Raw genomic sequence first — 21,635 nt, forward strand, 5'->3', positions numbered from 1 at the left:
AAAAATCTGGAGGATACTAGAAAATGAATAAAAGAATCTGGTTTTTTAAATTACTCCTACTGCTTTTCTGCATAATATTAACAGCCTGTTCTGCTATAGTAAATTCCCCTGATCCTGCAAATACTCCTGCTGCAAGCAGCAGTGAAGCCCCGGAAGGAAATTCTGCTGATGATCCTGAGGTTAGAGGCACCGCATTTGCAGGATCAAAAGATCAAGCTTACTTTATGTGCGTTTTTGTTAAAGGGACTGCGTATTGGAAGGGCGTCTATAAAGGCTTTAAAGCTGCAGGGGATCAGCTTGGGGTGAGAACAGAATTTGCAGGTTGTGACGAATACGATGCTAATGCCCAATTGAAGGTTTTTGAACAAATTGTAGCGAAAAAACCAAAAGGAATTGCTCTGTCTCCGATCAGTTCGGAAATATTCAAAGATCCCATCGATAAAGCAATAGCAGCCGGTATTAAGGTTACTACCTTTGCTTCTGACTCACCGGACAGCAAAAGGCTTACCATCATAACTACCGACGATATAACACAGGGAAGGCTGGCCGCTGACTACATAGCACAAAAGACTGGAGAACGTGGAACAATCGGAATAATCGAAAGGCCTAACCAAACAAACCATGCCAAGCGTGTAAAAGCATTCATGGATAGGTTGGAAGAAAAGTATCCCGGTATGAAGGTTGTATCACGTGCCACAGCAGATGGAGATGAGGCAAAATCAGCAAGGGTGGCTGTTGCGATGATTCGGGAGCACCCTGATTTGTCACTTATTTACTGCGTGGCGGGAATAGAAGGAATAGGTGCAGGAGTGGGAGTAAAAGAATCGGGAAAGCCGGTAAAGGTATTTTGTTATGATGTAGATCCCCAGATAATTGATATGATTAAAGATGGAACGATATTTGCTTCTTTTCAGCCCAATACTGTAAATATGGGTTATTGGTCAATGCTGTGCCTGTACACGGCGGCAAATAACTTGATTGACCCTGCTAACGATTGGAAAGCCGCAAATAAATCACCTTTGCCTACAACTATTGATAATGGAATTGACGTAGTAACAAAGGAAAATTGCGATTACTTCGACATCCAGTAAAGCCCATAAAATAATGGAATAATATAAAAAAGTGCTATTCGATTAATATTTGCTATAATCAGGATAGTACTTTTTTAATTTTATAGTCTTTTTTTAATACAATTAACTAAACTTACAAATCAAATTTTTCCCTTACAATTAAAAACTTCATAGAATTATTAAAATATTACGCAAGTATGACCTCAATTAATATTATATTATTTAACTATGTAATAGAGCAATTAATATTTCAAATCTTTTCCTGCAAAATCCTAATATTTAACGGGCTTTGCAGAAAACTGCCAAGCAGGCAAGGAGTACTGATTATGGATTTTGGATTGAGCAATAAGGCTGCATTGATTACTGGGGGAGCTCGTGGCTTAGGAAGGGCAATATGCTTAAACTTAGCTTCCGAGGGCAGCGGTATTGCAATAAATTATAGGAAGGACCATGAAAGAGCCTGGCTGCTTGCAGAAGAGATTAAAGAAAAATATGGTGTCAAAGCAATATGTGTAAAAGGAGATGTAACAAGTGAAGAAGATGTAAAGCGAATTTTTTGTGAAGTATTATGCCAATTAGGCAGAATAGATATTTTAGTAAACAATTCAGGAATATGCCCGGTGTCAATGGTTAAAGACATGGACTTATCTGAATGGAATAGTGTGATAGGCACCAATTTGACGGGAACCTTTTTAACCTCCAGAGAAATGATTAATATGCTCATTGCCCAAAACAAATGCGGTAAGATAGTCAACATTGCTTCCCAATCGGCATTTAACGGTTCGAAAACGGGGAAATCCCACTATGCAGCAAGTAAAGGAGGAATTGTATCCTTTACACTTTCGTTGGCTAAGGAAGCAGCACGGTATGGGATTAATGTTAATGCCGTGGCTCCGGGAATGATGTATACAGAGATGACAGCTGAAACCCTTGATAAAAATATGGACAAATACAAAAAAGAAATCCCGATAGGGCGTATAGCTGAGCTTGACGAGGTTGCGAGAGTTGTGGTGTTCTTGGCTTCGGATGTGTCGAGTTATATTACCGGGGCAACATTGGATGTCAGTGGGGGGATTACAGGAAGGTAAATTTTTACTTAAAAAGGAGGGAGCGTTTTATGATTCAAAGGGCTGGAACTATGGAAGTTGAAGTTAGGGATAAAATGAAAGGCGGCAAGGGTTCTGTCGCTATAACACATCTCTTGCGCCAGATTCAAATAAAGGGAAAGTGCAGATTTTTTGGAAGGATGCGGATTAATCCGGGCTGCTCAATTGGTGAACACCCGCATGAAAACGAAGAGGAAATCTATTACATATTAAAAGGCAAGGGTATTTGTGTTGACAATGGAATCAGACAAGAGGTTAAAGAGGGTGATGTTATTTTAACTGGGGGCGGCGCGTCACATTCTATCGAAAACAATAGTGATGAAACCCTTGAAGTAATGGGATTTATATTATTGTACTAAACATAAGAAGGGTTTTTGTAAGCAATTGAGATTTTTTAAAGAGACGGGGAATAAAAATGGATATTAACAATCTGGATAAAGTAGTAAATGAAGTTATTGAAGAAATTACAAAAGAAAGACTTTTAAATAAGGATTCGGGTTCAAATGCTCGGTTGACAGCTTCAGCCGGCAGTGTTAGCGGAGATTTTGATGTGTCGCTTGCGGCAAGGATGGAGCATTCGATGATTAGGCCTGATGCCACGCCTGCAATGGTAAAACAATTTTGCGATGAAGCTGTAAAATATAAATTCCGCAATGTTGCGCTTGCACCATGTTTTGTGCCTATGGCTGCGGGACTGCTTAAAGGGACAGGCGTCAAAGTGTCCACAGCAGTTGCCTTCCCTATGGGAATAGCGTCCACAAAGATTAAAGTGGCGGAAACCATTGAGGTTATTGAAAATGGGGCAGCAGAAATAGACCTGCCAATAAATATAGGAATGATCAAAGCGGGACAGCTAAAGGCTGTTAAGGAAGATGTAGAAGCGGTGGTTACCGCATCCAATAAGAGGGCTTTGATTAAAGTTGTAATTGATCTGGGCGCTTTAACAGAGGAAGAGAGGATAAAGGCAGCGTTAATTGCAAAAATGGCAGATGCAGACTTTTTGAAAATTGCGGCTACAACAAGGCCTGTTGGGGTAAATGCCGAAGATATGAGATTCTTCCGCCAGATCGTCGGAAATGATATGGGCTTAAAGGCAGATGGGGGAATTAAGGATTATAACACTGCTTTATCAATAATTGAAAGCGGCGGAAGCACAATTGGTGCCAGTGGGTCGGTAAAAATTGTAAAGAGAGTATTTTGACAAATGTCATATATAGGACACGATAAAGATTTTACAATCATAGAGGATACAAATGCCTGCAGAAATTTTTAATAGCAACGAAAAAGTGCCTTGCGGGGAAAAGTCTCTTGGGTTTGTCACTCGGCATTTTTCTTAGAGGTATTCCTTATGGGTCAAATAAAAATTTCTTCCGGCAAGTTATATCCTCTATGTAAAATCTTTATCGCTACATATATAAAAAAATTTAATTAAAAAATATCAATTGAGTTGATTGTGAGGAGGAAATTAAAATGTTTTCATCATTAAAAGGCAAGGTTTGCGTTGTTACAGGAGCAGCAAGAAGTATTGGACTTGGTATTGCCGAAAGATATGCAAAAGAGGGCGCGGCGGTTGCTATGATTGATATTAGCAGTGAAGTTGCAGCACAGGCCGATAGAATATCGCAAGAAGGTGGGACTGCAAAGGGATATATATTGAATATAACTGATAGAGACGCTGTTTTCGCTTGCTTTGAGCAAATTGTGAAGGATCTTGGCCCGGTGTATGCGTTGGTTAATAACGCGGGAATAGTCGACCAACGCCCTTTTGAAGAAATTACGGCGGATCAGATTAATAAGCAAATGGCGGTAAATGTAAACGGAACACTTTTCTGCGCACAAGCTGCGGTTAAAACTATGAAAGCTCTGAAAAACGGCAGAATAATTAATTTCTCATCAAAATCCGGCAAAACCGGTTCGGCATTAATGGCCCATTATTCAGCGGCTAAGGGTGCGGTAATAGCATTAACTCATGCATTGGCATTTGAGCTGGCGCAATTCAACATAAAAGTAAATTCTATTTGCCCGGGCATTACGGATGCAACAGGCGTCTGGAACTCAGTTAGCGCAGGATATACAGATAATTTAGGATTATCCAGAGAAGAAGTAATTAAGACCTTTACTGCAAAAATTCCGCTTAAGAGACTGACAGATATAGAAGATGTTGTTGATTATGTTTATTTCCTTACTGCAAGCGGAGAATACTGTACAGGTCAGGCGGTGAACATAACAGGCGGAAGGGAGATGCACTGATATGGGAGCCTCCGTTGGAAATTGTGTTAATTATTATGCACCAAAAGATGTAAGAATCGAAGAAATGAATGAAATACCTAAAATCAGCATTGGCGAGGTACTTGTAAAGATTGAAGCCTGTGCGGTTTGTGGGACTGATGTTAAGTCATTTGTAAACGGGAATCCCAGAATAAAGCCTCCGCAGGTTATGGGACACGAGCTTTGCGGAACTATAGTGGAATTGGGCAAGGGTGTTGCAAATTATAAAATTGGACAAAGGGTCACTATGGCTACTACAATAGGCTGTGGTGACTGCTATTACTGCAATAAAGGCAAAACGAATATGTGCAGAAGCGCTGAGGCAATGGGCTTTAATTATGCGGGTGCGATGGCTCCATATGCAGTAATTCCCGCGAAGGCTGTTAAACAGAATCATCTGGTTGACGTAGGAGATCTGGATGCCACGGTGGCTTCCCTTAGTGAACCAATGTCATGTGCAATGAACGACATCAACCGTGTGCCTGAAGAAGAGCTTGAGAATGTACTTATATTAGGTCTTGGGCCGCTCGGTATGCTGCATGCGGTATGTGTCCGCGAAAAAGGCGTTAAAAACATCGTTTGTGTGGAATTCCCGGGGAAAAGGTCTGATATGGCAAGGGATATGGGCTTGACAGTTGTGGCTCCTGATGAAATTGATGGGAAATTCAAAGAACTTTCAAACGGAGAAGGCTTTGATCTTGTACTCATCACCGCTCCTAACAATGGAGTGCAGAGTAAAGCTCCCATGTATGCCAGAAAAGGCGGGTATGTGTCGTACTTTGCGAGCTTGCCTGTGGGCGATGAGATGCTTAGTATGAATAGCCGTACCATTCATTATAATGAGCTGGTTTTATACGGCACATCGGATTCAACAGTTAAGCATGTCCAAGCAGCAGTGGCGTTATTAAGGAAGAATCCCGACGGATTTAAACCTTTGATTACACATGTTATGCCATTTTCGGATTTCCACAAGGCAATGGACGAAATCAAAGCAGGAAATGCTGTGAAAATAGTGTTGGTTCCGTAGGTCTATTGCTTACTATTACAAAGCTATAAAAGGAGTACGGCTATGAAGCTTGTTGGAATTGGTGATTTGTTTATTCCCAATAAATATATACTATCGGGATTTAAGCAGTTCGAGGAACTGGGAGTTGAAGTCTGCACTGTAGATTGGAAGCTCAAGGATTTTGAAGAGCTTCAGAATATAAATCTTTTGGTAGAGCATAGCGGAAGTGAAGCCTATGAAGTACCTGAGTATATAATAGATGCATGTAAGGATGCAGATATTATCATAACTGAATTTTGTACCGTTACAAAGAAGTTGATTGATGCATGTACAAAGCTTAAGGTAATAGGAGTACTTCGGGCGGGATGTGAGAACATCAATGTAGAGTATGCAACCTCAAAGGGTATTATGGTTTTCAATACCCCTGGCAGAAATGCAGATGCAGTTGCTGATTTTACAATAGGAGTTTTAATAAGTGAAAGCAGAAACATTGCCAGAGGACACTTTGGCTTGAAAAACGGAGAATGGGTAAGGACATATTCAAATTCAGGGCATATTCCTGATCTTCCGGGAAAGACAGTTGGAGTTATCGGACTTGGAGAAATCGGCCAAAAGGTTGCAAAGAGGCTTGTTGGTTTTGACGTTAATCTTTTAGGCTATGACCCTTTTGTAAATAATCCTCCATATGGGATCAAAATGGTGAGCTTGGAAGAATTGATGGAGCAGTCTGATTTTGTAACCATCCATGTCAGGGCAATGAAGGAAACAGAAAATCTTGTTAACAAAGAATTAATCCAGAAAATGAAGCAGACAGCATATTTTATAAACACTTCAAGGTCATCTGTAGCAGATGAAAATGCTATATATGAGGCATTGAAGAATAAGAAAATCGCAGGCGCCGCTTTAGACGTATTTGACGTTGAACCGCCAGGAAAAGAATACCCCCTTGTAAAGCTTGACAATGTAACAATTACTCCTCATATGGCAGGCGGTTCAAATGATGCGTTTTTTAATTCTCCTAAAAAGCTGGCACTCGAAATGGTTAAGCTTTTTGAAGGCCAGAATTCAAAATACATGGTTAATAAGCAGATATTTGAGTCTGCTGTAAAAAACTTTAAGTAAGCAACAGCTTTAACAAACAGTATAAAGCATTAGAAAAGCGGGAGGCTGAAGATATATGTACGCAGCAAAGGTTATCGGTACCGTGGTTTGTACTGCCAAGGATGAGAAATTAAACGGCAGAAAGCTTCAGGTGGTGCAGCCTGTCAATCTTTTAACACTTCAATATGAAGGTAAACCTGCTGTTGCGATAGATTCGGTTGGGGCAGGACTTAATGAAATAGTCCTTGTTGTTGGAGGCAGCTCTGCAAGACAAACGGCAGTTACAGCAAATACTCCTGTAGATGCGACTATCATGGCAATCGTAGATTTAATAGATGTTGAAGGTAAAAAAGTGTTTGATAAAGGTATGTAGTATTCTTGTACCTATATAGGACACGATAAAGATTTTACAAACATGGAGGATATAATTGCTTACAGAAATTTTTAATAGCAACGAAAAGACGCCTTGCGGGGAAATGTCTCACGGGTATGTCATCAGGCGCTTTTCTTAGATGTATTCCTTACGGGTCAAAAAAATTTCTTCCATCAAACTATATCCTCCATGTAAAATCTTTATCGCTACATATATATCTTAACTGGGGGACTGTAAAATGTATCTTGCAAAAGTAATCGGGACAGTAGTAGCAACACAGAAGGATGCTTCCCTGAAGGGAGTAAAGCTGCTTGTGATCCAACCTGTTGATTCAAGCGGAAAGGCGAATGGTTCACCTGTTGTAGCATCAGACACTATAGGCGCGGGGGCGGGGGATACGGTGTTCTGCGCAAAGAGTAAGGACGGCGCAATGCCTCTGCCTGACCCAAACGCACCCAGTGATGCAGGAATAATAGGTATAGTAGATTATGCCTATAGTAAAAGCTAAGGAGTTTTGCAAAATGATACTTGCTCGTGTAGTTGGAAATATCGTTGCAACACAAAAAAATGTCAATTTATTAGGAGGTAAACTCATGCTGCTGCAGCCAATCGATACAGAAGGCAAAAACGCAGGTGATGAGTTTATAGCAATTGATGGAGTTGGCTCAGGTGTTGGAGATATGGTTCTCTGCATTGCAGAGGGAGGATCAGCGCGTCAGGTATATGGAAATGCCAAGGCCCCGATAGATACGGTGATTGCGGGGATAGTAGATGTTGTTGAAAGTGTAACATAAAAAAATTGAGAGGTGAAGGCGATGGAAATAAGCAAGCTTATCGAGACAATTACACAGGAGGTTTTAAAGGAGCTGGGTGAAGAAAATTTGTCAAAGCTTAACGGCAGCGAATTATCTGCAGAGATCCTGCCTAATGAAGTGGACATAAATAACTTGGCTGCTACATGTGATCACACAGTGTTAAAGCCTGATACAACAAAAAAGACAATAGAGAAGTTCTGCAAAGAGGCGATGGAATGGGGATTTGCATCTGTCTGTGTGAATCCCACGCATGTCAGGTACGCAGCAAGTATTCTTAGAGGAAGTAAAGTAAAGGTATGCACGGTTATCGGGTTCCCTTTAGGGGCTAACACTCCTGTCGTTAAGGCTGCTGAAGTGCGTGACGCAATTGCAAACGGAGCTCAGGAAGTTGATATGGTAATTAATATAGGGGCATTAAAAGACGGAAATTACGATATGGTAACGAAAGATATTAAAGCGGTTGTTGATGCTGCGGCAGGGCAGGCATTAACTAAAGTAATTATCGAAACTTGTCTTTTAACAGAACAAGAAAAGATAAAGGCGTGCTTACTTGCCAAAAACGCAGGGGCAGATTATGTAAAGACTTCAACAGGAATGAGTACAGGCGGAGCTACTGTTGAAGATATCTCGCTGATGAGAAAAACTGTTGGGCCTGATATGGGAGTCAAGGCATCTACCGGTGTAAATGACCGTGAAATTGCGCTTAACCTTATTAGGGCAGGAGCAACGCGCTTGGGTACAAGTAAAGGTGTTGCTATTCATACCGGGGTTGATCCAAATGCTAAAGCTACCTGTGTCAATTGTGGAAATTGCAAGTCAGCTTGCCCCACAGGAAACGCAAAGGTTGTTAAAGACAATTATTAAGGATTAATAACCAAAAGGGATGTGGCAAAGATGGGAAGTAACAGTGACACAGCTTGTACAGACAATGTGGCATTATCTATAAAAGAAGCAAACCTGCTTATGCAGACCGCTTATGACAGTCAAAAGCTTATAGCCGGGCTGGACCAGATAAAGGTAGATAGAATTGTTGAGGCTATGGTTGAAGCAGGGTACAAAAATGCCCGGCGCTTAGCGGTTATGGCGGTTGAAGAAACAAAGATAGGTGTGGCTGAAGACAAAGAAATCAAGAACCGGTTTGCGACTAGAAATGTTCATGAGTACATAAAAAATATGCGTACTGCAGGAATAATCAAGGAAGAGCCAGATAAGGGTGTTGTGGAGATTGCCTCACCTATGGGTGTTGTAGTAGGAATAATTCCAACCACCAATCCTACCTCAACAATTTTGTATAAAGCCATTATAGCGGTTAAGTCCCGCAATTCCATTGTGTTTTCTCCACATCCAAGGGCAATTAAATGTTCCTTGGAAGCAGCGAGGCTTATGGAGGAGGCCGCTGTTTCGGCAGGCGCTCCCAAAGGACTTATAAATTGTCTTTCTGTAACTACAAGAGAAGCTACAGACGAATTGATGCACCATTTAAAAACCTCTGTGATTTTAGCAACGGGTGGGTCTGCAATGGTAAAGGCCGCATATAGTTCAGGCAATCCGGCATACGGAGTGGGACCGGGGAATGTGCCTGCGTTTATTGAACGGTCAGCGGATATTACCGACGCGATTGAAAAGATAATTTCAAGCAAGACGTTCGATAATGGTACGGTATGCGCTTCAGAGCAGGCAATTGTGACCGAAGCTATTATTGCAGAGAGAGTTATAGATGAATTAAAAAAGCAAGGCGGATACTTTGTCAGCGGAGCAGATTTGGCTGCATTGGAAAACATAGTGATTCAGCCTAACGGTGGAGTAAACCCAAAGGTTGTAGGCCAGAGTCCAGAGACAATAGCCTCCTTAGCAGGAATAACAATACCCGAAGGAACTAAGGTAATAGTTGCATCTCTTAAGGGAGTCGGAAAAGATTTTCCTTTATCGGCCGAGAAATTGTGCCCGGTGCTAGGGCTATATATTGAGAAGGATTGGAAAGAAGCATGTGAACGCTGCTTTGAATTACTACAGTACGGAGGCCTTGGGCATAGCCTGGTGATTCACTCAAAAAACGAGGATATAATAAGGGAATTTGCAATTAAAAAGCCTGTTTTTCGTATTCTGGTAAACACACCGTCCTCTCAGGGAGCAATAGGCTATACAACTGGTGTTGCACCGGCATTAACACTGGGATGCGGCACATTAGGCGGAAGTATTACCTCGGATAATGTAACCCCGCTGCACCTAATCAACATTAAACGCTTGGCGTACCATTTGCCGGAGAAAACGGGCAAAGCGGCAGGCAAGCCGTCAAGCTTCTTTTATACAAAGGCAGAGATAACCCGGGCAATTGAAGAGTTAATAAAAGCAGGGAGCAAGTAATATAAAAAATAAAATCGAGGAGGCTATTTTAATGAGTGATGCGATAGGAATGATAGAAACCAGAGGCTTGGTAGGAGCAATTGAAGCTGCAGATGCAATGGTCAAGGCGGCGAACGTACAGCTTGCCGGTAAGGAATTGGTTGGAGGCGGTCTTGTTATGGTAATGGTCCGCGGTGATGTCGGGGCTGTAAAAGCTGCTACTGATGCGGGAGCGGCAGCAGCAGGAAGAGTTGGAGAAGTAAAGTCCGTACATGTTATTGCGCGCCCGCATTCAGAAGTTTCGGCAATATTGCCAAAGGCCGGAGCAGTAAAGGCTGAAGCAGCAAAGGCTGAAGCTAAAGGCGCTGCTAAATAATTAAAGCGAATGCTTCAGGATTTGCATGGAAGTTTGGCATATTTAACAAAATTATTAAAAGCATAGGGGGGATATTAAATGGAAAACGCATTGGGCATGATTGAAACTAAGGGTCTAGTGGGTGCAATAGAGGCGGCAGATGCGATGGTTAAAGCTGCTAACGTAAAATTAATCGGTAAAGAAGCTATCGGAGGCGGATATGTAACAGTTATGGTGCGTGGAGATGTTGGAGCTGTGAAAGCTGCTACTGATGCCGGCGCGGCTGCTGCAGCCCGAGTTGGAGAGCTTAAATCGGTACATGTCATACCGCGTCCACATTCAGAGGTTGAGGCAATATTGCCTAAGTAGAGGTTTTGATAAAACAATAAGAGCGGAGGTTAAATAAATGGAAAATGCATTAGGAATGGTTGAAACAATTGGTGAAATTGGAGCAATAGAAGCTGCCGACGCAATGGTGAAGGCAGCAAATGTTAATTTGATAGGCATGGAGAAGATCGGAAGCGGATATGTAACAGTTATGGTGCGCGGAGATGTCGGAGCTGTAAAGGCTGCGACTGAGGCAGGGGCTGCTGCAGCGTCACGTGTTGGTGAGCTTAAATCAGTTCACGTTATACCTCGTCCGCACTCAGAAGTTGAGTCCATTTTACCCCGGTAACAAACACACATTATCGCTACATATATATTCAAATTGAAGAAAGGTGGGGCGGAGAAAGTGGAACAGGAGCTGTTAAGGCAGATCGTAATTAAAATAATTCAAAAGATAACGGCCCATTCCGTGACGGAATTACATCCCAAACCTTTTCCAATTGGTGTGTCCAACAGGCATATACATCTCTCAAAAGAAGATCTGGAGCTTTTGTTTGGGCATGGACACAGTCTGAAGTGCCGGAGGGAGCTATCCCAGCCGGGGCAGTGCGTTTCATTTGAGACAGTCATGCTTGCCGGCCCAAAAGGGTGCATAGAACAGGTAAAGGTGCTGGGGCCTGTAAGAAAACAGACTCAAATAGAGATTTCACGAGGTGATGCCTTTAAGCTCGGCGTTAATGCACCGATAAGGGAGTCGGGGAATTTGAAGGGGTCAGGCGGGATTACCGTTATTGGCCCTATGGGGTCTGTTCACCTTAAGGAGGGTGCCATTATTGCACAAAGGCATATACATATGACTCCACTTGATGCTGAAAGTTATGGAGTGAAGGATGGGCAGAAGGCTCAAGTTAAGTATACAGGAGAACGAGGAGTGATATTTGACAATGTCATTGTACGGGTAAGTGATAAATTTGCTTTGGAATTTCATATAGATATTGATGAAGCCAACGGTGCAGGGATAAAGCATGGAGAAATGGCATACCTTTTATTCTCAGGGTTATCTGTCGTGCCAAATATCTGCGATCCAATTAAGAGCGAAAGCACACAAAAAGCTATTATAGAAGAACCTGTGGGACTTGTAACGGAGGATACCGTGAGGAGGGCATGGAAGAAAAAAGCTGTAATCACTGTAAATAAAGGTGTTATCTGTACTCCTTTAGCTAGAGACGCAATTAAGGAATTGGGTGTCGAGGTTATATGGAATTAGATTCCATAAACAAGATAGAAGTCATGAGGTGATGTTTATATGGCACAGGTAATAACACAAATGGAAATTATGAAGTTTGCAGGTATGGAAAAGGCTGTTTTCCCGGCAGACACAATATTGACTCCATCTGCAAAGGATTGGGCACAGGAACACAAAATCGATATAATTTTGGGAAAAGGTATCGACAAGCAAAGCGATGAGAAATCTGAACTTCTAAAGAATTTGGTAAAGGCAGTAATAAAAAATATGGATAGGGCAGGCGGCTTTCTTAAAAAGGAAGAACTTGTCGAAGTGGTAACAAGATGCCTTGAAAAGATGGGAAATACAGTGGGCAAATAGACTGCAGCTTTTGTAGGGGAGGAAGTAATGGGAAAATACATTTTATGTATTGATAACGGCTTAACAACAACCAAATCGGTAATTTTTACGACAGATGGTAAAGAAATAGCCTCCAGCCTTATAAATACAGTGGTTGAGAACTATGGTGCTTGTGCGGAAATTGATATGGAGCTGCAATGGAAAAATACAGCTTATGTAATAAAAGAATCCATAAAAAAATCAAACATCAATCCTTCAGATATAGTTGGAGTTGGTAACAGTGGGCATGGCGCCGGCCTTTACTGCTTGGATAAAGTTAATAAGCCGGTAAGGAAAGCTGTATCTTCAATGGATGCAAGGGCAATTAAGCTTCTCGAGGAATGGGATATGGAGGGCAAAAGCTCTTACAAAAGCCTATTCCAAAATTTGTGGAGCGGTCAGGCTATCCCGATATTAACTTGGTTAAAAAGGAATGAACCGGACAGCTATAAAAAAATTGAAAAGATTTTTATGGTTAAAGACTGGATTATTTATAAATTGACAGGAAATGCAGGGATAGAATACACCGATGCCAGTAATTCCGGATTATTAAATCCCATTACTAAAAATACTGATAAGGAAGTTCTAAAGCTATTTGGAATAGAAGAAATGTTTGACAAGCTTCCGCCCTTAAGAAAAACGACAGATATAGCAGGGTATGTTACTAAGGAAGCTTCAATAGAAACAGGCTTAAATTTTGGGACGACTGTAACCGGAGGGGTTTATGACGTAATTGCATGTGCTCTTGGAAGCGGTGTTTTTGATGATGACAAATACAGCTTGATCGCAGGAACCTGGAATGTGAATACCGGAATCAGAGAAAAGCTTGTGTATAGTGCGCAAACGATGAAATGCTCGCTCTTTGTTGATATTGACAGATATATTTACGTTGAATCAAGCGCAACATCTGCGGTAAACCTTGAATGGTTTATTGACAATGTGCTGAAGGGGATTGGTTTATTTGATATTTCAAACAGTCGTCTTTATAAAATAATTGATGAAAAAATAAGCCAAATCAATGCTGAGGAGTCAAATATTATTTATATGCCTTTTTTGTATAAATCGCAGCTTTCAAAAAATATGGAGGGATCATTTTTTGGAATTAAGGCGGAACACAATGTGTTTAATATGTTAAGAGCTTTATTTGAAGGGGTCGCTTTTGCGCACTTAATGCATATAGAAAGCCTCAGAAACGCGGGAGTTGTCAGAAATAAAGCAGTACTTTCAGGAGGCGCTACTAATAGCCATGTTTGGTGTCAGATATTTTCAGATATTTTGAATATGGAGATAATTACAACTGAGGCATCACAGGTAGGAGCTTTGGGAACTGCAGTTTGTACTGCTATAGCAATAGGTGAATACAATGATTTCAAGAAAGCAATAGGTATTATGGTAAAGGATAAGAATCATTATTATCCAGATGCAAAAAGAAATGAAGTTTATATGAGGAAGTATAAGGAATTTAGAAGAGTAATTGATATGTTTGACAAGGTTGGAGGCTGAGGGTACTCTTTAGGGATTGTTTTTCTTCCGGTATATGTCAAAATAAGAGAAGGGGGAAAGGCTATGGATCTTAATTTGAAGGGCAAGGTAGCAATTGTAACGGGCGGGGGAAGCGGTTTAGGAGCTTCAATAAGCGAAGTCCTGGCATTGGAGGGAGCCAATGTGGTAGTAAATTATTTTGTTGACGAGGCAAATGTTTTTAAGTTTGTTGATCAGCTTAATGAAAAATATGATACACGGGCGATACCTTTATATGGAGATATTACCAAGGCAAGCGATATAGAAAATGTCATTGCAAGGACGGTTGATATTTACGGCAAAGTAGACATTCTTGTAAATAATGCCGGGGTATGGCCAACAGCTTTCGTTGAAAGCATGGCTGATGAAGAATGGGAAAAAACAATAAAAATAAACCTTACCGGGCCATTTATGTTTAGTAAACGGGTTGTACAGAACCTGATAGGAAGAAAGAGCAAGGGAAAAATTATAAACATTGTTTCACAGGCTGCCTTTCATGGTTCAACCAGTGGTCACGCCCATTATGCAGCGGCAAAAGGAGGAGTTGTAACCTTTACGGTTTCACTTGCCAGAGAAGTCGCCAAATATGGAATAAATGTAACAGCAGTAGCGCCGGGGATGATGAGAACGCCAATGAATAAAAAAGAGCTTGCGGAAAATGAAGCTAAATACATAGAAAGAATACCGTTAGGCAGGATTTCAGATCCTGTGGAGGTTGCATACACAGTTGCCTTTCTGGCATCAGATAAGGCTGATTATATAACTGGCGCAACTATTGACGTTACAGGTGGGATGCTGATGAGATAAGAGCTTTGGTGATTTCTGGGGGTTTCAAAAAATATAAAAAAAAGGAGAATGTATTATTATGATTAACAATTTTCTCTATTTCGTTCCTGTGAAAATAGTTTTTGGAGCAGGCAAATTGAATGAAGCGGGCGGGTACGTAAAGCAATACGGCAAAAAGGCATTAATAGTTACAACAGGCCCTTTTTTCAAGGACAGTGGTTTGGTTGGAAGAATTCAAAAGATATTAGCTGAAAGCGGCGTTGAATCGGAGTTATTCCACGAGGTAAGCCCAAATCCTTTTTCAACGCAAGTAGATGCAGGTGCGGAGTTTGGTAAAAAAACCGGCTGTGATGTTATTATAGGTTTAGGAGGAGGCAGTGCAATTGATGCTGCCAAAGGGATTGCTGTTGCAATGGGGCATAATGCACCGATATGGAATTATTGCCCAAGCGGAGACCCCGATGATTTGACCGCAACAGAAAAAACGCTTCCCATTATTGCAATTACAACTACATCGGGTACAGGAAGCCATGCAACACCGTATGCCGTTATAACAAATCCCGTTACAAAGGAAAAGCCGGGACTTGGAAGCGATTATACATATGCAAAGGTGGCAATTGTAGATCCTGAGCTCATGCTATCCGTACCTAAGAAGATTACTGCTGCAACAGGGTTTGATGTCCTTGCCCATTCTATTGAGGCTTATACCAGCAATAGTGCTACTCCTATTACAGATAAAATGGCGGAGGAAGCTATAAGAATAGTTGGAAAGTATTTAAGAAGGGCTGTTGAAAACGGTGCTGATATAGAAGCAAGAACTGCATTGGCTTATGCAGATACCTTGGCAGGCTTTTCAATCGCAACGGCGGTTATAACCTTATGTCATTCGATTTCCCATGCGGTAGGTGGGGTATGTGAGACTGTCCACGGAGAAAGCCTTGCAGCAATGACGCCTCATACTATGCGATTCAGTATGGATTCCAGACCTGAAAAATATAAAAATATCGGCATGTTCCTCCGGGATGAAGGGTGCTGTGAAGAATATGACGGATGCTGCACATGCGAGAGCAGTGTACAGGAAGTTGAAAAGCTAATCAATGATATAGGCATGAATATTCCGCTTAGCAAACAAGGAGTCAAGGAATCGGATTTTGATGAGATTGCGTCCGGAACAACGAAGTATATGGGTGGAGGGCTGGATCTTGATCCAAAAAGAGCAAGTAAGGAAGACATTATTGAGATACTGAAAAAATCCTTTTAGTCAAGTTTAAAAGGATACTTAAAAGTTAAATCATTCGGATGTTTTTATTCTTAGTGGATATTGATATCCGAATTTTTTTAACGTATATATAGGATGCGATAAAGATTTTACAATCATAGAGGATACAAATGCCTACAGAAATTTTTAATAGCAACGAAAAAGTGCCTTGCGGGTCAAATAAAAATTTCTTCCGGCAAGTTATATCCTCTATGTAAAATCTTTATCGCCACATATATAGGAATCTATAGCTTTTGTATTTTGTGCCTTGAGTACATTGAAAGGAATGATATTTATGATAAAAAAGCAGATAAATGAGCTGTGCATGGAGAATTTTTCAAAATATGGTACATACTCCGATATGCTTAATCCAAATGGGGTTAAATTCGGGGAAGAACCGGTTGAGTTTTATAGGGATATGATTAAGCTGCCGCTTGGAAATAGTAATTTAGCTTCCTTTTCCTTATGCCGGCTTTTAAAGAGGCCGTTGATTATTGATGCCTCTGAATACCACAATTACTCGGGAGAAATGATAGTACCGCTGGATGGGGATATTCTTATGCATGTCGGTCCGGCTACCTCAAAGGCAGAGGTGCCGGTTGAGGACATAGAAATCTTTCGTATACCAAAGGGCGTAGTCGTATGTATTAATCCTGGGGTATGGCACTACTCAGCCTTCGTATACAGGTGTAAAACCGTAAATATTCTGGTGGCACTTCCTGAAAGGACGTACATGAATGATTGTTATGTGGTAGAAATACCTGTGGAAAAGCAAATTGAAATCGTTGATAAATAAGGGTGCTTTGCAACGTGTTGTTAAAATATCTCTGGATAAAGGTGATTTATGAAACTAAGAAGATTTGATGAGGTGACTCAGATGTTTGTAGTTAATGCAGCCCAAATGGCATACTTGGAGAATGCTCCCAAAACCCAAATGATGCTTCAGATGTTCTGTGAACTTTTAAGGTATTTTTACAAGGGTGATACACAAGTTTTGCTTTCAAAGGAATTAGAGGCTTTACGCAATTATATTGACATACAAAAAATTCGCTATGGAAACAGGTTTGACATTACTTATCTTAATTGCAGTGGGTTTGAAGACATAAACATCAATCACTTGAGTGTCATAGATTTTGTTGATCATATATTGAATAACGCCCTTGTGCAGTATGAAGGAATCATTGCTCTTACGGTTGAAATTAAAGATACTAATGGAATATTTCTCAGGGTTATATTAAAAAAGGACATGAAAAAGGAAGAGTTTTCAAGGCCTTTAGCAGAAATGGGGGATGTCAATGTATAAGCTTATGATTGTAGATGATGAATCCCTGTCAAGATATGTTTTGCGAGCATTGATAACGAAGAAATTCAGTAATATTGAAATTGTCGGTGAGGCTGAAAATGGCAGGCAGGCTATAGAATTAAATCACAAGCTTCAACCTGATTTAATTATAATGGATATAAAAATGCCTGGTATTAACGGCATTGATGCTTCGATGGAAATCCTCAGGGAATATTTCAATTCATGTATACTGATTTTGACGGCATATAATAATTTTGAATATGTAAAGCAAGCTTTGGATATTGGAGTAAAGGGATATATTTTAAAACCCGTAAACGAGCTGGAGGTGGTTGAAAAAATAAACAAGGTCTTAGGTCAGATTGATGAGAAATTGAACAATTGTGACTTCAAGGAATTGATTGACGCAAAGCTCAGAGCGATTAAGCCGTACATGGAGAACGAGCTTGTGGCTGCTTTTATCAATGGCAATTGTGATGTTGGAAAGGTGGAAAATTATATAGCATTTCTTCAGGAGGAAATAAAGGCGGGTTATTTTATGCTGATATCCCCGGGCCGGACAAACTCCCGGGAAATCAATGAGTGTATAAGGAGTAGAATTATTAAGGAAAAAACAGCGGCAATTGTTACACGCAATCTTCCTTTATATAAGAAGTGTTTTTTCGGCAAGCCTCAGGGGAATTCTATTGTTGTATTTATTCCTGTTAATGAAAATTTCGAGCACAAAGAGGTTGTGAATGAAGCGGTTATAATTGCTCAGGATATTTTAAGAAAGCTAAAGGTTGCTGGAGATGTTAATGCCTCAATAGGAATCGGCAATGCGTACACAGACATTAAAAATTTCAGTAAATCATACAATGAAGCCGGTTTTGCACTTAGAAAATCATCTGATCAGAACAGTGTAATTCATTTTTCCTCACTTTGTATTGAGATGAATTCAGGGACGTTTCATGAGTATCCATTAGACTTGGAAAATAAGCTTATTGATGAAATAAAAGCGGGAAACATAGAGAATGCTAAAAGCTTTGCTGATGAAATCATAACTGAATTAATAGCAAATATTGATAATATGGATATTTTAAAAGGTTATGCCGAAGAGCTCATATTTATTTTAAAAAGAAATGTGTTTAAAATGGGAATACATATGGACAAGTCTTTAAGTATGGGGATGCTGCTAGAACTGGTTGAGTTAACTTCAGCAGATGAAATAGAGGTGTGGTGTAAGAAGAATGTTGATTATATCATAGAGCAGGTCGAGAAATGCCCTGGTAGGAATTCGGAAATGATCAGTAAGGTTTTCGAATACATAAATAGAAATTTCAACAAGGACATAACGCTGGAGTCTGTTGCCAATGAAGTAGGATTAAGCTCACAATACCTTAGCAAGATATTTAAAGAAAAGTGCGGAACCAATTTTATAGACTATATAACCACGAAACGTTTGGAGTTTGCAGAAACCCTATTAAAAAAGGGTGATTTGAATATAAAGCAAGTGAGTAAAATGTCCGGATATGAAGATTCAAACTATTTTTGCAGAATATTTAAAAAGAATACGGGTTTAAGCCCCAGACAATTCAGGGCAAATGTAATATTACATAATCTTCAATAATAATCATAGTACTATTTTAATTTCATATAATTTTCTTAATACAGAGAAATTTATCTACTAAACTTATCTTATGGACACTTAAAAACTTCATGTCTATATTAAAAAGGTTCAGAAATCTTAGATGTATTCATGTTGTATCATTTAAATATAGAAACTACACATGAAGAGGTGAATACATTGGAACAGAAAACTATTTTAAGTGTAAAAGGCATCAATAAAAGCTATCCCGGTACAAAAGCTTTGACAGATGTGCATTTTGACTTAAGGCAAGGAGAGGTTCACGCTCTGATAGGTGAAAATGGGGCCGGCAAATCTACACTTATGAATATCGTTGGAGGGGTAATTAAGCCCGACAGCGGACAAATTATGTTAAATTGCAAGGAAGTCAAATTCCATTCACCAAAAGATGCTCAGGATGCGGGTATTGGTTTTGTTCATCAGGAAATAGCGCTTTGTCCTCATATGACTGTTGCAGAAAATATTTATATGGGAAGGATTAAAGGAAATATATTAAGTATGCTGGACTTTTCAGAGCTCAATAGAAAAGCCGGTGAAATCCTTAGCCTGTTCAAAACCGGCATTACTCCACAGACTATAGTTAGAAAGCTAACCGTAGCAGACCAGCAGGTGGTAGAAATTGTAAAGGCGTTATCGCTTGATTGTAAAATACTTGTTCTGGATGAGCCTACCTCTTCATTGACCGAAAGCGAAACCGAGGCATTATTTGTAACCATCGCGAATTTAAAGGCCAGAGGTATAAGCATACTTTATATAAGCCACAAGATGTCAGAAATATTTAGAATTTGTGACAGTATAACAATTCTTAGAGATGGTCATTTTATAGATTCATTAAAGGTAAAAGAAATAAGTCCTGAAATTGTAATCAGTAAAATGGTCGGACGAAACATAACAAACTTATATCCTCCAAAGAGTACCAAAGTAACAGAAAAGATCATAGAGGTCAGGAATCTTACCAGAAAAGGCGTTTTTAATAATATTAGTTTTGAAATTTCTAAAGGTGAAATATTAGGAATAGCCGGTTTAGTAGGCTCTAAGAGAACCGAAGTAGCAAGAGCGGTGTGTGGGATTGACCAGGTTGATTCGGGTGAAGTTCACTTTGAAGGGGAAAAGGTACACTTTAAAAGCTATAGGGATGCAATCAAAAGAGGCATTGCTTACCTTACAGAAGATAGAAAAATAGAAGGGCTGTTTCTTAATTTAAGTATCAAAAAAAATATTACGGCCTCTTGTCTGGAAAAAGTTTCAAAATTCAAGATAATCAATGCCGGTGCAGAGAAGAATTGGGCAAATTCCTTTTCCGAAAAGCTTAGAATAAAGTTATACAATGTAAATCAGAAAGCCAGCAGCTTAAGCGGAGGAAATCAGCAAAAGATAGTTATAGCAAAATGGCTTTCAATAAATCCAAAGCTGATATTCATGGACGAGCCGACCAGAGGTATTGACGTAGGTGCAAAATCTGAAATACATGACATGTTAAGAAAGCTCTCAGATGAAGGAATCGGTATAGTAATAATATCATCCGAGCTTCCGGAAATCATTGGAATGTGCGATCGGGTTATAGTAATGTCTGAGGGCAGGATAACAGGGGTTTTGGATGCTAAGGACCTATCGGAAGAACACATAATGACATATGCAGCCTCTTCACAGGAGCACGGCTTTGCAGGTTAATAAAAATATTTAAAGGGAGAGGGAAAATGAAAGCATTACTTGAACAATCAGGTAAAGATCTTACAAAGGCAGATTCCATCGCAAGCGGGGTATTAAAAAAAATAGCAGGTTTCAGGGAGTTAACCATAATCTTAATTATTCTGGTAATCGGGGCGGGTTTGTCAATAGCTTCACCCCACTTCTTTTCGGTAAATAACTTTAAAGCTATAGCATTGGCGCTTTCAACAGACTCCATCATTGTAATAGGAATGACTTTGGTTTTGATATCCGGGGGTATTGATTTATCGGTAGGATCTGTAATGGGTTTGGCAGGCATACTGACAGCACGGCTGTGGCAGACATACAATTTAAATATTGTTGTTGCTGCTTTGATAGGCTTATTAGCTGCGGTATTCGTAGGATTTCTAAACGGTTTATTCATAGGCAAAGTCGGAGTGAATCCCTTTATTGTAACAATGGCGACCATGGGTATGTGCAGAGGATTGGATTATGTTATAACCAATGGGACACCAATTTCTGTAACTAATATGCCGGCTGCCTTCAGAACACTGGGAACCGGTCTTATTCTTGACATATTACCTGTTCTGGTGCTGATTATGCTGATAATCGCGGTCATAAGCGATTATACTCTAAGACGGTCTTCCATTGCGAGAAAGGTTTTTTATATTGGCAGCAGTGAAAAAGCGGCTATTCTTTCAGGTATAAATGCACAAAACGTTAAAATGGGGGTGTATATTGTTTCATCGGCACTTGCCGGGATAGCAGGCATTCTCACGATTGCAAGATTTGGAGTTGCACCTGCAACTACCGGAGAGCCCACGGCCATGATGACTATTTCAGGAGCGGTTATAGGCGGCGCCAGCATGTTGGGTGGAGAAGGAACGGTATTAGGCTCGATTCTTGGCATAGTGCTAATGAATTTCATTGCAAATGGTATTGTAATGTTGAATATATCCGTAAACTGGACCCAGTTCGTCACCGGCGCAGTGTTGATGATTGCAGTTACTATAGACTATCTGATGCATAAGGATAAATAGACCGAAAATAATGTAATTATGGCCAAAAGGCATAAGCATTAGGCTAT

General features: G+C 40.2%; 24 protein-coding genes and 1 pseudogene. All 25 read left to right on the forward strand.

What is annotated here, in order from left to right:
• Positions 1-23: 23 nt before the first annotated feature.
• Positions 24-1,091 carry a substrate-binding domain-containing protein gene (locus tag DFR58_RS07220; protein ID WP_114297139.1) on the forward strand — a complete coding sequence of 356 codons (1,068 nt, stop codon included), beginning with the start codon at positions 24-26 and terminating at the stop codon, positions 1,089-1,091.
• A 305-nt stretch (positions 1,092-1,396) separates the two neighbouring features.
• Positions 1,397-2,158, forward strand: coding sequence for an SDR family NAD(P)-dependent oxidoreductase (locus DFR58_RS07225; protein WP_170138062.1), 762 nt, complete (start codon positions 1,397-1,399; stop codon positions 2,156-2,158).
• A gap of 29 nt (positions 2,159-2,187) precedes the next feature.
• Positions 2,188-2,535, forward strand: a complete 348-nt coding sequence (locus tag DFR58_RS07230; protein WP_114297141.1) for a cupin domain-containing protein — start codon at positions 2,188-2,190, stop codon at positions 2,533-2,535.
• Between the two features lie 56 nt (positions 2,536-2,591).
• Positions 2,592-3,377: a deoxyribose-phosphate aldolase gene (gene deoC / locus DFR58_RS07235; RefSeq protein ID WP_114297142.1), complete on the forward strand. Its 786-nt coding sequence runs from the start codon at positions 2,592-2,594 to the stop codon at positions 3,375-3,377.
• A gap of 269 nt (positions 3,378-3,646) precedes the next feature.
• Positions 3,647-4,426 carry an SDR family NAD(P)-dependent oxidoreductase gene (locus DFR58_RS07240; protein ID WP_114297143.1) on the forward strand — a complete coding sequence of 260 codons (780 nt, stop codon included), beginning with the start codon at positions 3,647-3,649 and terminating at the stop codon, positions 4,424-4,426.
• Between the two features lies 1 nt (position 4,427).
• Entirely contained in the window at positions 4,428-5,471 is a 1,044-nt protein-coding gene (locus tag DFR58_RS07245; protein WP_114297144.1) for an alcohol dehydrogenase catalytic domain-containing protein, read from the forward strand.
• 42 nt (positions 5,472-5,513) lie between these two features.
• The gene (locus DFR58_RS07250) at positions 5,514-6,572 is read left to right on the forward strand and encodes a 2-hydroxyacid dehydrogenase (RefSeq protein WP_114297145.1); all 1,059 of its coding nucleotides are present in this window, start codon (positions 5,514-5,516) and stop codon (positions 6,570-6,572) included.
• A 55-nt stretch (positions 6,573-6,627) separates the two neighbouring features.
• A complete protein-coding gene (locus DFR58_RS07255; RefSeq protein ID WP_114297146.1) occupies positions 6,628-6,924 on the forward strand; it encodes a EutN/CcmL family microcompartment protein in 297 nt (98 codons plus the stop codon).
• A gap of 238 nt (positions 6,925-7,162) precedes the next feature.
• Positions 7,163-7,432, forward strand: coding sequence for a EutN/CcmL family microcompartment protein (locus tag DFR58_RS07260; protein ID WP_114297147.1), 270 nt, complete (start codon positions 7,163-7,165; stop codon positions 7,430-7,432).
• A gap of 13 nt (positions 7,433-7,445) precedes the next feature.
• Positions 7,446-7,718 (forward strand): EutN/CcmL family microcompartment protein, encoded by a 273-nt coding sequence (locus DFR58_RS07265; protein WP_114297148.1) that lies wholly within the window; start codon positions 7,446-7,448, stop codon positions 7,716-7,718.
• A 138-nt stretch (positions 7,719-7,856) separates the two neighbouring features.
• A pseudogene (gene deoC, locus DFR58_RS07270) lies at positions 7,857-8,507 on the forward strand (deoxyribose-phosphate aldolase); the annotation flags it as partial.
• Positions 8,508-8,633: 126 nt separating this feature from the next.
• Positions 8,634-10,103, forward strand: a complete 1,470-nt coding sequence (locus tag DFR58_RS07275) for an acetaldehyde dehydrogenase (acetylating) (protein WP_114297150.1) — start codon at positions 8,634-8,636, stop codon at positions 10,101-10,103.
• Between the two features lie 31 nt (positions 10,104-10,134).
• A complete protein-coding gene (locus DFR58_RS07280) occupies positions 10,135-10,458 on the forward strand; it encodes a BMC domain-containing protein (RefSeq protein ID WP_170138063.1) in 324 nt (107 codons plus the stop codon).
• 78 nt (positions 10,459-10,536) lie between these two features.
• Positions 10,537-10,806: a BMC domain-containing protein gene (locus DFR58_RS07285; protein ID WP_114297152.1), complete on the forward strand. Its 270-nt coding sequence runs from the start codon at positions 10,537-10,539 to the stop codon at positions 10,804-10,806.
• 37 nt (positions 10,807-10,843) lie between these two features.
• Positions 10,844-11,113 (forward strand): BMC domain-containing protein, encoded by a 270-nt coding sequence (locus DFR58_RS07290; RefSeq protein ID WP_114297153.1) that lies wholly within the window; start codon positions 10,844-10,846, stop codon positions 11,111-11,113.
• A 57-nt stretch (positions 11,114-11,170) separates the two neighbouring features.
• On the forward strand, positions 11,171-12,031 hold the full coding sequence (locus DFR58_RS07295; protein WP_341457390.1) for a phosphate propanoyltransferase: 861 nt from the start codon (positions 11,171-11,173) through the stop codon (positions 12,029-12,031).
• A gap of 39 nt (positions 12,032-12,070) precedes the next feature.
• The gene (locus DFR58_RS07300) at positions 12,071-12,370 is read left to right on the forward strand and encodes a hypothetical protein (protein ID WP_114297154.1); all 300 of its coding nucleotides are present in this window, start codon (positions 12,071-12,073) and stop codon (positions 12,368-12,370) included.
• Positions 12,371-12,397: 27 nt separating this feature from the next.
• On the forward strand, positions 12,398-13,891 hold the full coding sequence (locus DFR58_RS07305; RefSeq protein WP_114297155.1) for an FGGY-family carbohydrate kinase: 1,494 nt from the start codon (positions 12,398-12,400) through the stop codon (positions 13,889-13,891).
• 63 nt (positions 13,892-13,954) lie between these two features.
• Positions 13,955-14,716, forward strand: coding sequence for an SDR family NAD(P)-dependent oxidoreductase (locus tag DFR58_RS07310; RefSeq protein WP_114297156.1), 762 nt, complete (start codon positions 13,955-13,957; stop codon positions 14,714-14,716).
• 58 nt (positions 14,717-14,774) lie between these two features.
• Complete coding sequence (locus tag DFR58_RS07315; protein WP_114297157.1) at positions 14,775-15,956, forward strand: iron-containing alcohol dehydrogenase; 1,182 nt, start codon at positions 14,775-14,777, stop codon at positions 15,954-15,956.
• Between the two features lie 292 nt (positions 15,957-16,248).
• On the forward strand, positions 16,249-16,749 hold the full coding sequence (locus tag DFR58_RS07320) for a cupin domain-containing protein (protein WP_114297158.1): 501 nt from the start codon (positions 16,249-16,251) through the stop codon (positions 16,747-16,749).
• Between the two features lie 48 nt (positions 16,750-16,797).
• On the forward strand, positions 16,798-17,256 hold the full coding sequence (locus DFR58_RS07325; RefSeq protein WP_114297159.1) for a histidine kinase: 459 nt from the start codon (positions 16,798-16,800) through the stop codon (positions 17,254-17,256).
• A complete protein-coding gene (locus DFR58_RS07330) occupies positions 17,249-18,862 on the forward strand; it encodes a response regulator (RefSeq protein ID WP_170138064.1) in 1,614 nt (537 codons plus the stop codon). Before DFR58_RS07325 ends, DFR58_RS07330 begins: the two co-directional genes overlap by 8 nt.
• Positions 18,863-19,039: 177 nt before the next feature.
• Positions 19,040-20,551, forward strand: a complete 1,512-nt coding sequence (locus DFR58_RS07335; protein WP_114297161.1) for a sugar ABC transporter ATP-binding protein — start codon at positions 19,040-19,042, stop codon at positions 20,549-20,551.
• Positions 20,552-20,577: 26 nt separating this feature from the next.
• On the forward strand, positions 20,578-21,588 hold the full coding sequence (locus tag DFR58_RS07340) for an ABC transporter permease (protein WP_114297162.1): 1,011 nt from the start codon (positions 20,578-20,580) through the stop codon (positions 21,586-21,588).
• The last annotated feature ends 47 nt before the right edge of the window (positions 21,589-21,635 follow it).

It is taken from the genome of Anaerobacterium chartisolvens (assembly GCF_003337415.1).
Classification (GTDB): domain Bacteria; phylum Bacillota; class Clostridia; order Acetivibrionales; family DSM-27016; genus Anaerobacterium; species Anaerobacterium chartisolvens.

Coding starts and splice junctions, on each gene's coding strand:
- DFR58_RS07285 (WP_114297152.1), top strand. CDS start 10,537: ATGGAAAACGCATTGGGCATGATTGAAACTAAGGGTCTAGTGGGTGCA.
- DFR58_RS07340 (WP_114297162.1), top strand. CDS start 20,578: ATGAAAGCATTACTTGAACAATCAGGTAAAGATCTTACAAAGGCAGAT.
- DFR58_RS07245 (WP_114297144.1), top strand. CDS start 4,428: ATGGGAGCCTCCGTTGGAAATTGTGTTAATTATTATGCACCAAAAGAT.
- DFR58_RS07220 (WP_114297139.1), top strand. CDS start 24: ATGAATAAAAGAATCTGGTTTTTTAAATTACTCCTACTGCTTTTCTGC.
- DFR58_RS07310 (WP_114297156.1), top strand. CDS start 13,955: ATGGATCTTAATTTGAAGGGCAAGGTAGCAATTGTAACGGGCGGGGGA.
- DFR58_RS07325 (WP_114297159.1), top strand. CDS start 16,798: ATGAAACTAAGAAGATTTGATGAGGTGACTCAGATGTTTGTAGTTAAT.
- DFR58_RS07260 (WP_114297147.1), top strand. CDS start 7,163: ATGTATCTTGCAAAAGTAATCGGGACAGTAGTAGCAACACAGAAGGAT.
- DFR58_RS07300 (WP_114297154.1), top strand. CDS start 12,071: ATGGCACAGGTAATAACACAAATGGAAATTATGAAGTTTGCAGGTATG.
- DFR58_RS07275 (WP_114297150.1), top strand. CDS start 8,634: ATGGGAAGTAACAGTGACACAGCTTGTACAGACAATGTGGCATTATCT.
- DFR58_RS07290 (WP_114297153.1), top strand. CDS start 10,844: ATGGAAAATGCATTAGGAATGGTTGAAACAATTGGTGAAATTGGAGCA.
- DFR58_RS07250 (WP_114297145.1), top strand. CDS start 5,514: ATGAAGCTTGTTGGAATTGGTGATTTGTTTATTCCCAATAAATATATA.
- deoC (WP_114297142.1), top strand. CDS start 2,592: ATGGATATTAACAATCTGGATAAAGTAGTAAATGAAGTTATTGAAGAA.
- DFR58_RS07265 (WP_114297148.1), top strand. CDS start 7,446: ATGATACTTGCTCGTGTAGTTGGAAATATCGTTGCAACACAAAAAAAT.
- DFR58_RS07330 (WP_170138064.1), top strand. CDS start 17,249: ATGTATAAGCTTATGATTGTAGATGATGAATCCCTGTCAAGATATGTT.
- DFR58_RS07240 (WP_114297143.1), top strand. CDS start 3,647: ATGTTTTCATCATTAAAAGGCAAGGTTTGCGTTGTTACAGGAGCAGCA.
- DFR58_RS07230 (WP_114297141.1), top strand. CDS start 2,188: ATGATTCAAAGGGCTGGAACTATGGAAGTTGAAGTTAGGGATAAAATG.
- DFR58_RS07225 (WP_170138062.1), top strand. CDS start 1,397: ATGGATTTTGGATTGAGCAATAAGGCTGCATTGATTACTGGGGGAGCT.
- DFR58_RS07305 (WP_114297155.1), top strand. CDS start 12,398: ATGGGAAAATACATTTTATGTATTGATAACGGCTTAACAACAACCAAA.
- DFR58_RS07255 (WP_114297146.1), top strand. CDS start 6,628: ATGTACGCAGCAAAGGTTATCGGTACCGTGGTTTGTACTGCCAAGGAT.
- DFR58_RS07320 (WP_114297158.1), top strand. CDS start 16,249: ATGATAAAAAAGCAGATAAATGAGCTGTGCATGGAGAATTTTTCAAAA.
- DFR58_RS07315 (WP_114297157.1), top strand. CDS start 14,775: ATGATTAACAATTTTCTCTATTTCGTTCCTGTGAAAATAGTTTTTGGA.
- DFR58_RS07280 (WP_170138063.1), top strand. CDS start 10,135: ATGAGTGATGCGATAGGAATGATAGAAACCAGAGGCTTGGTAGGAGCA.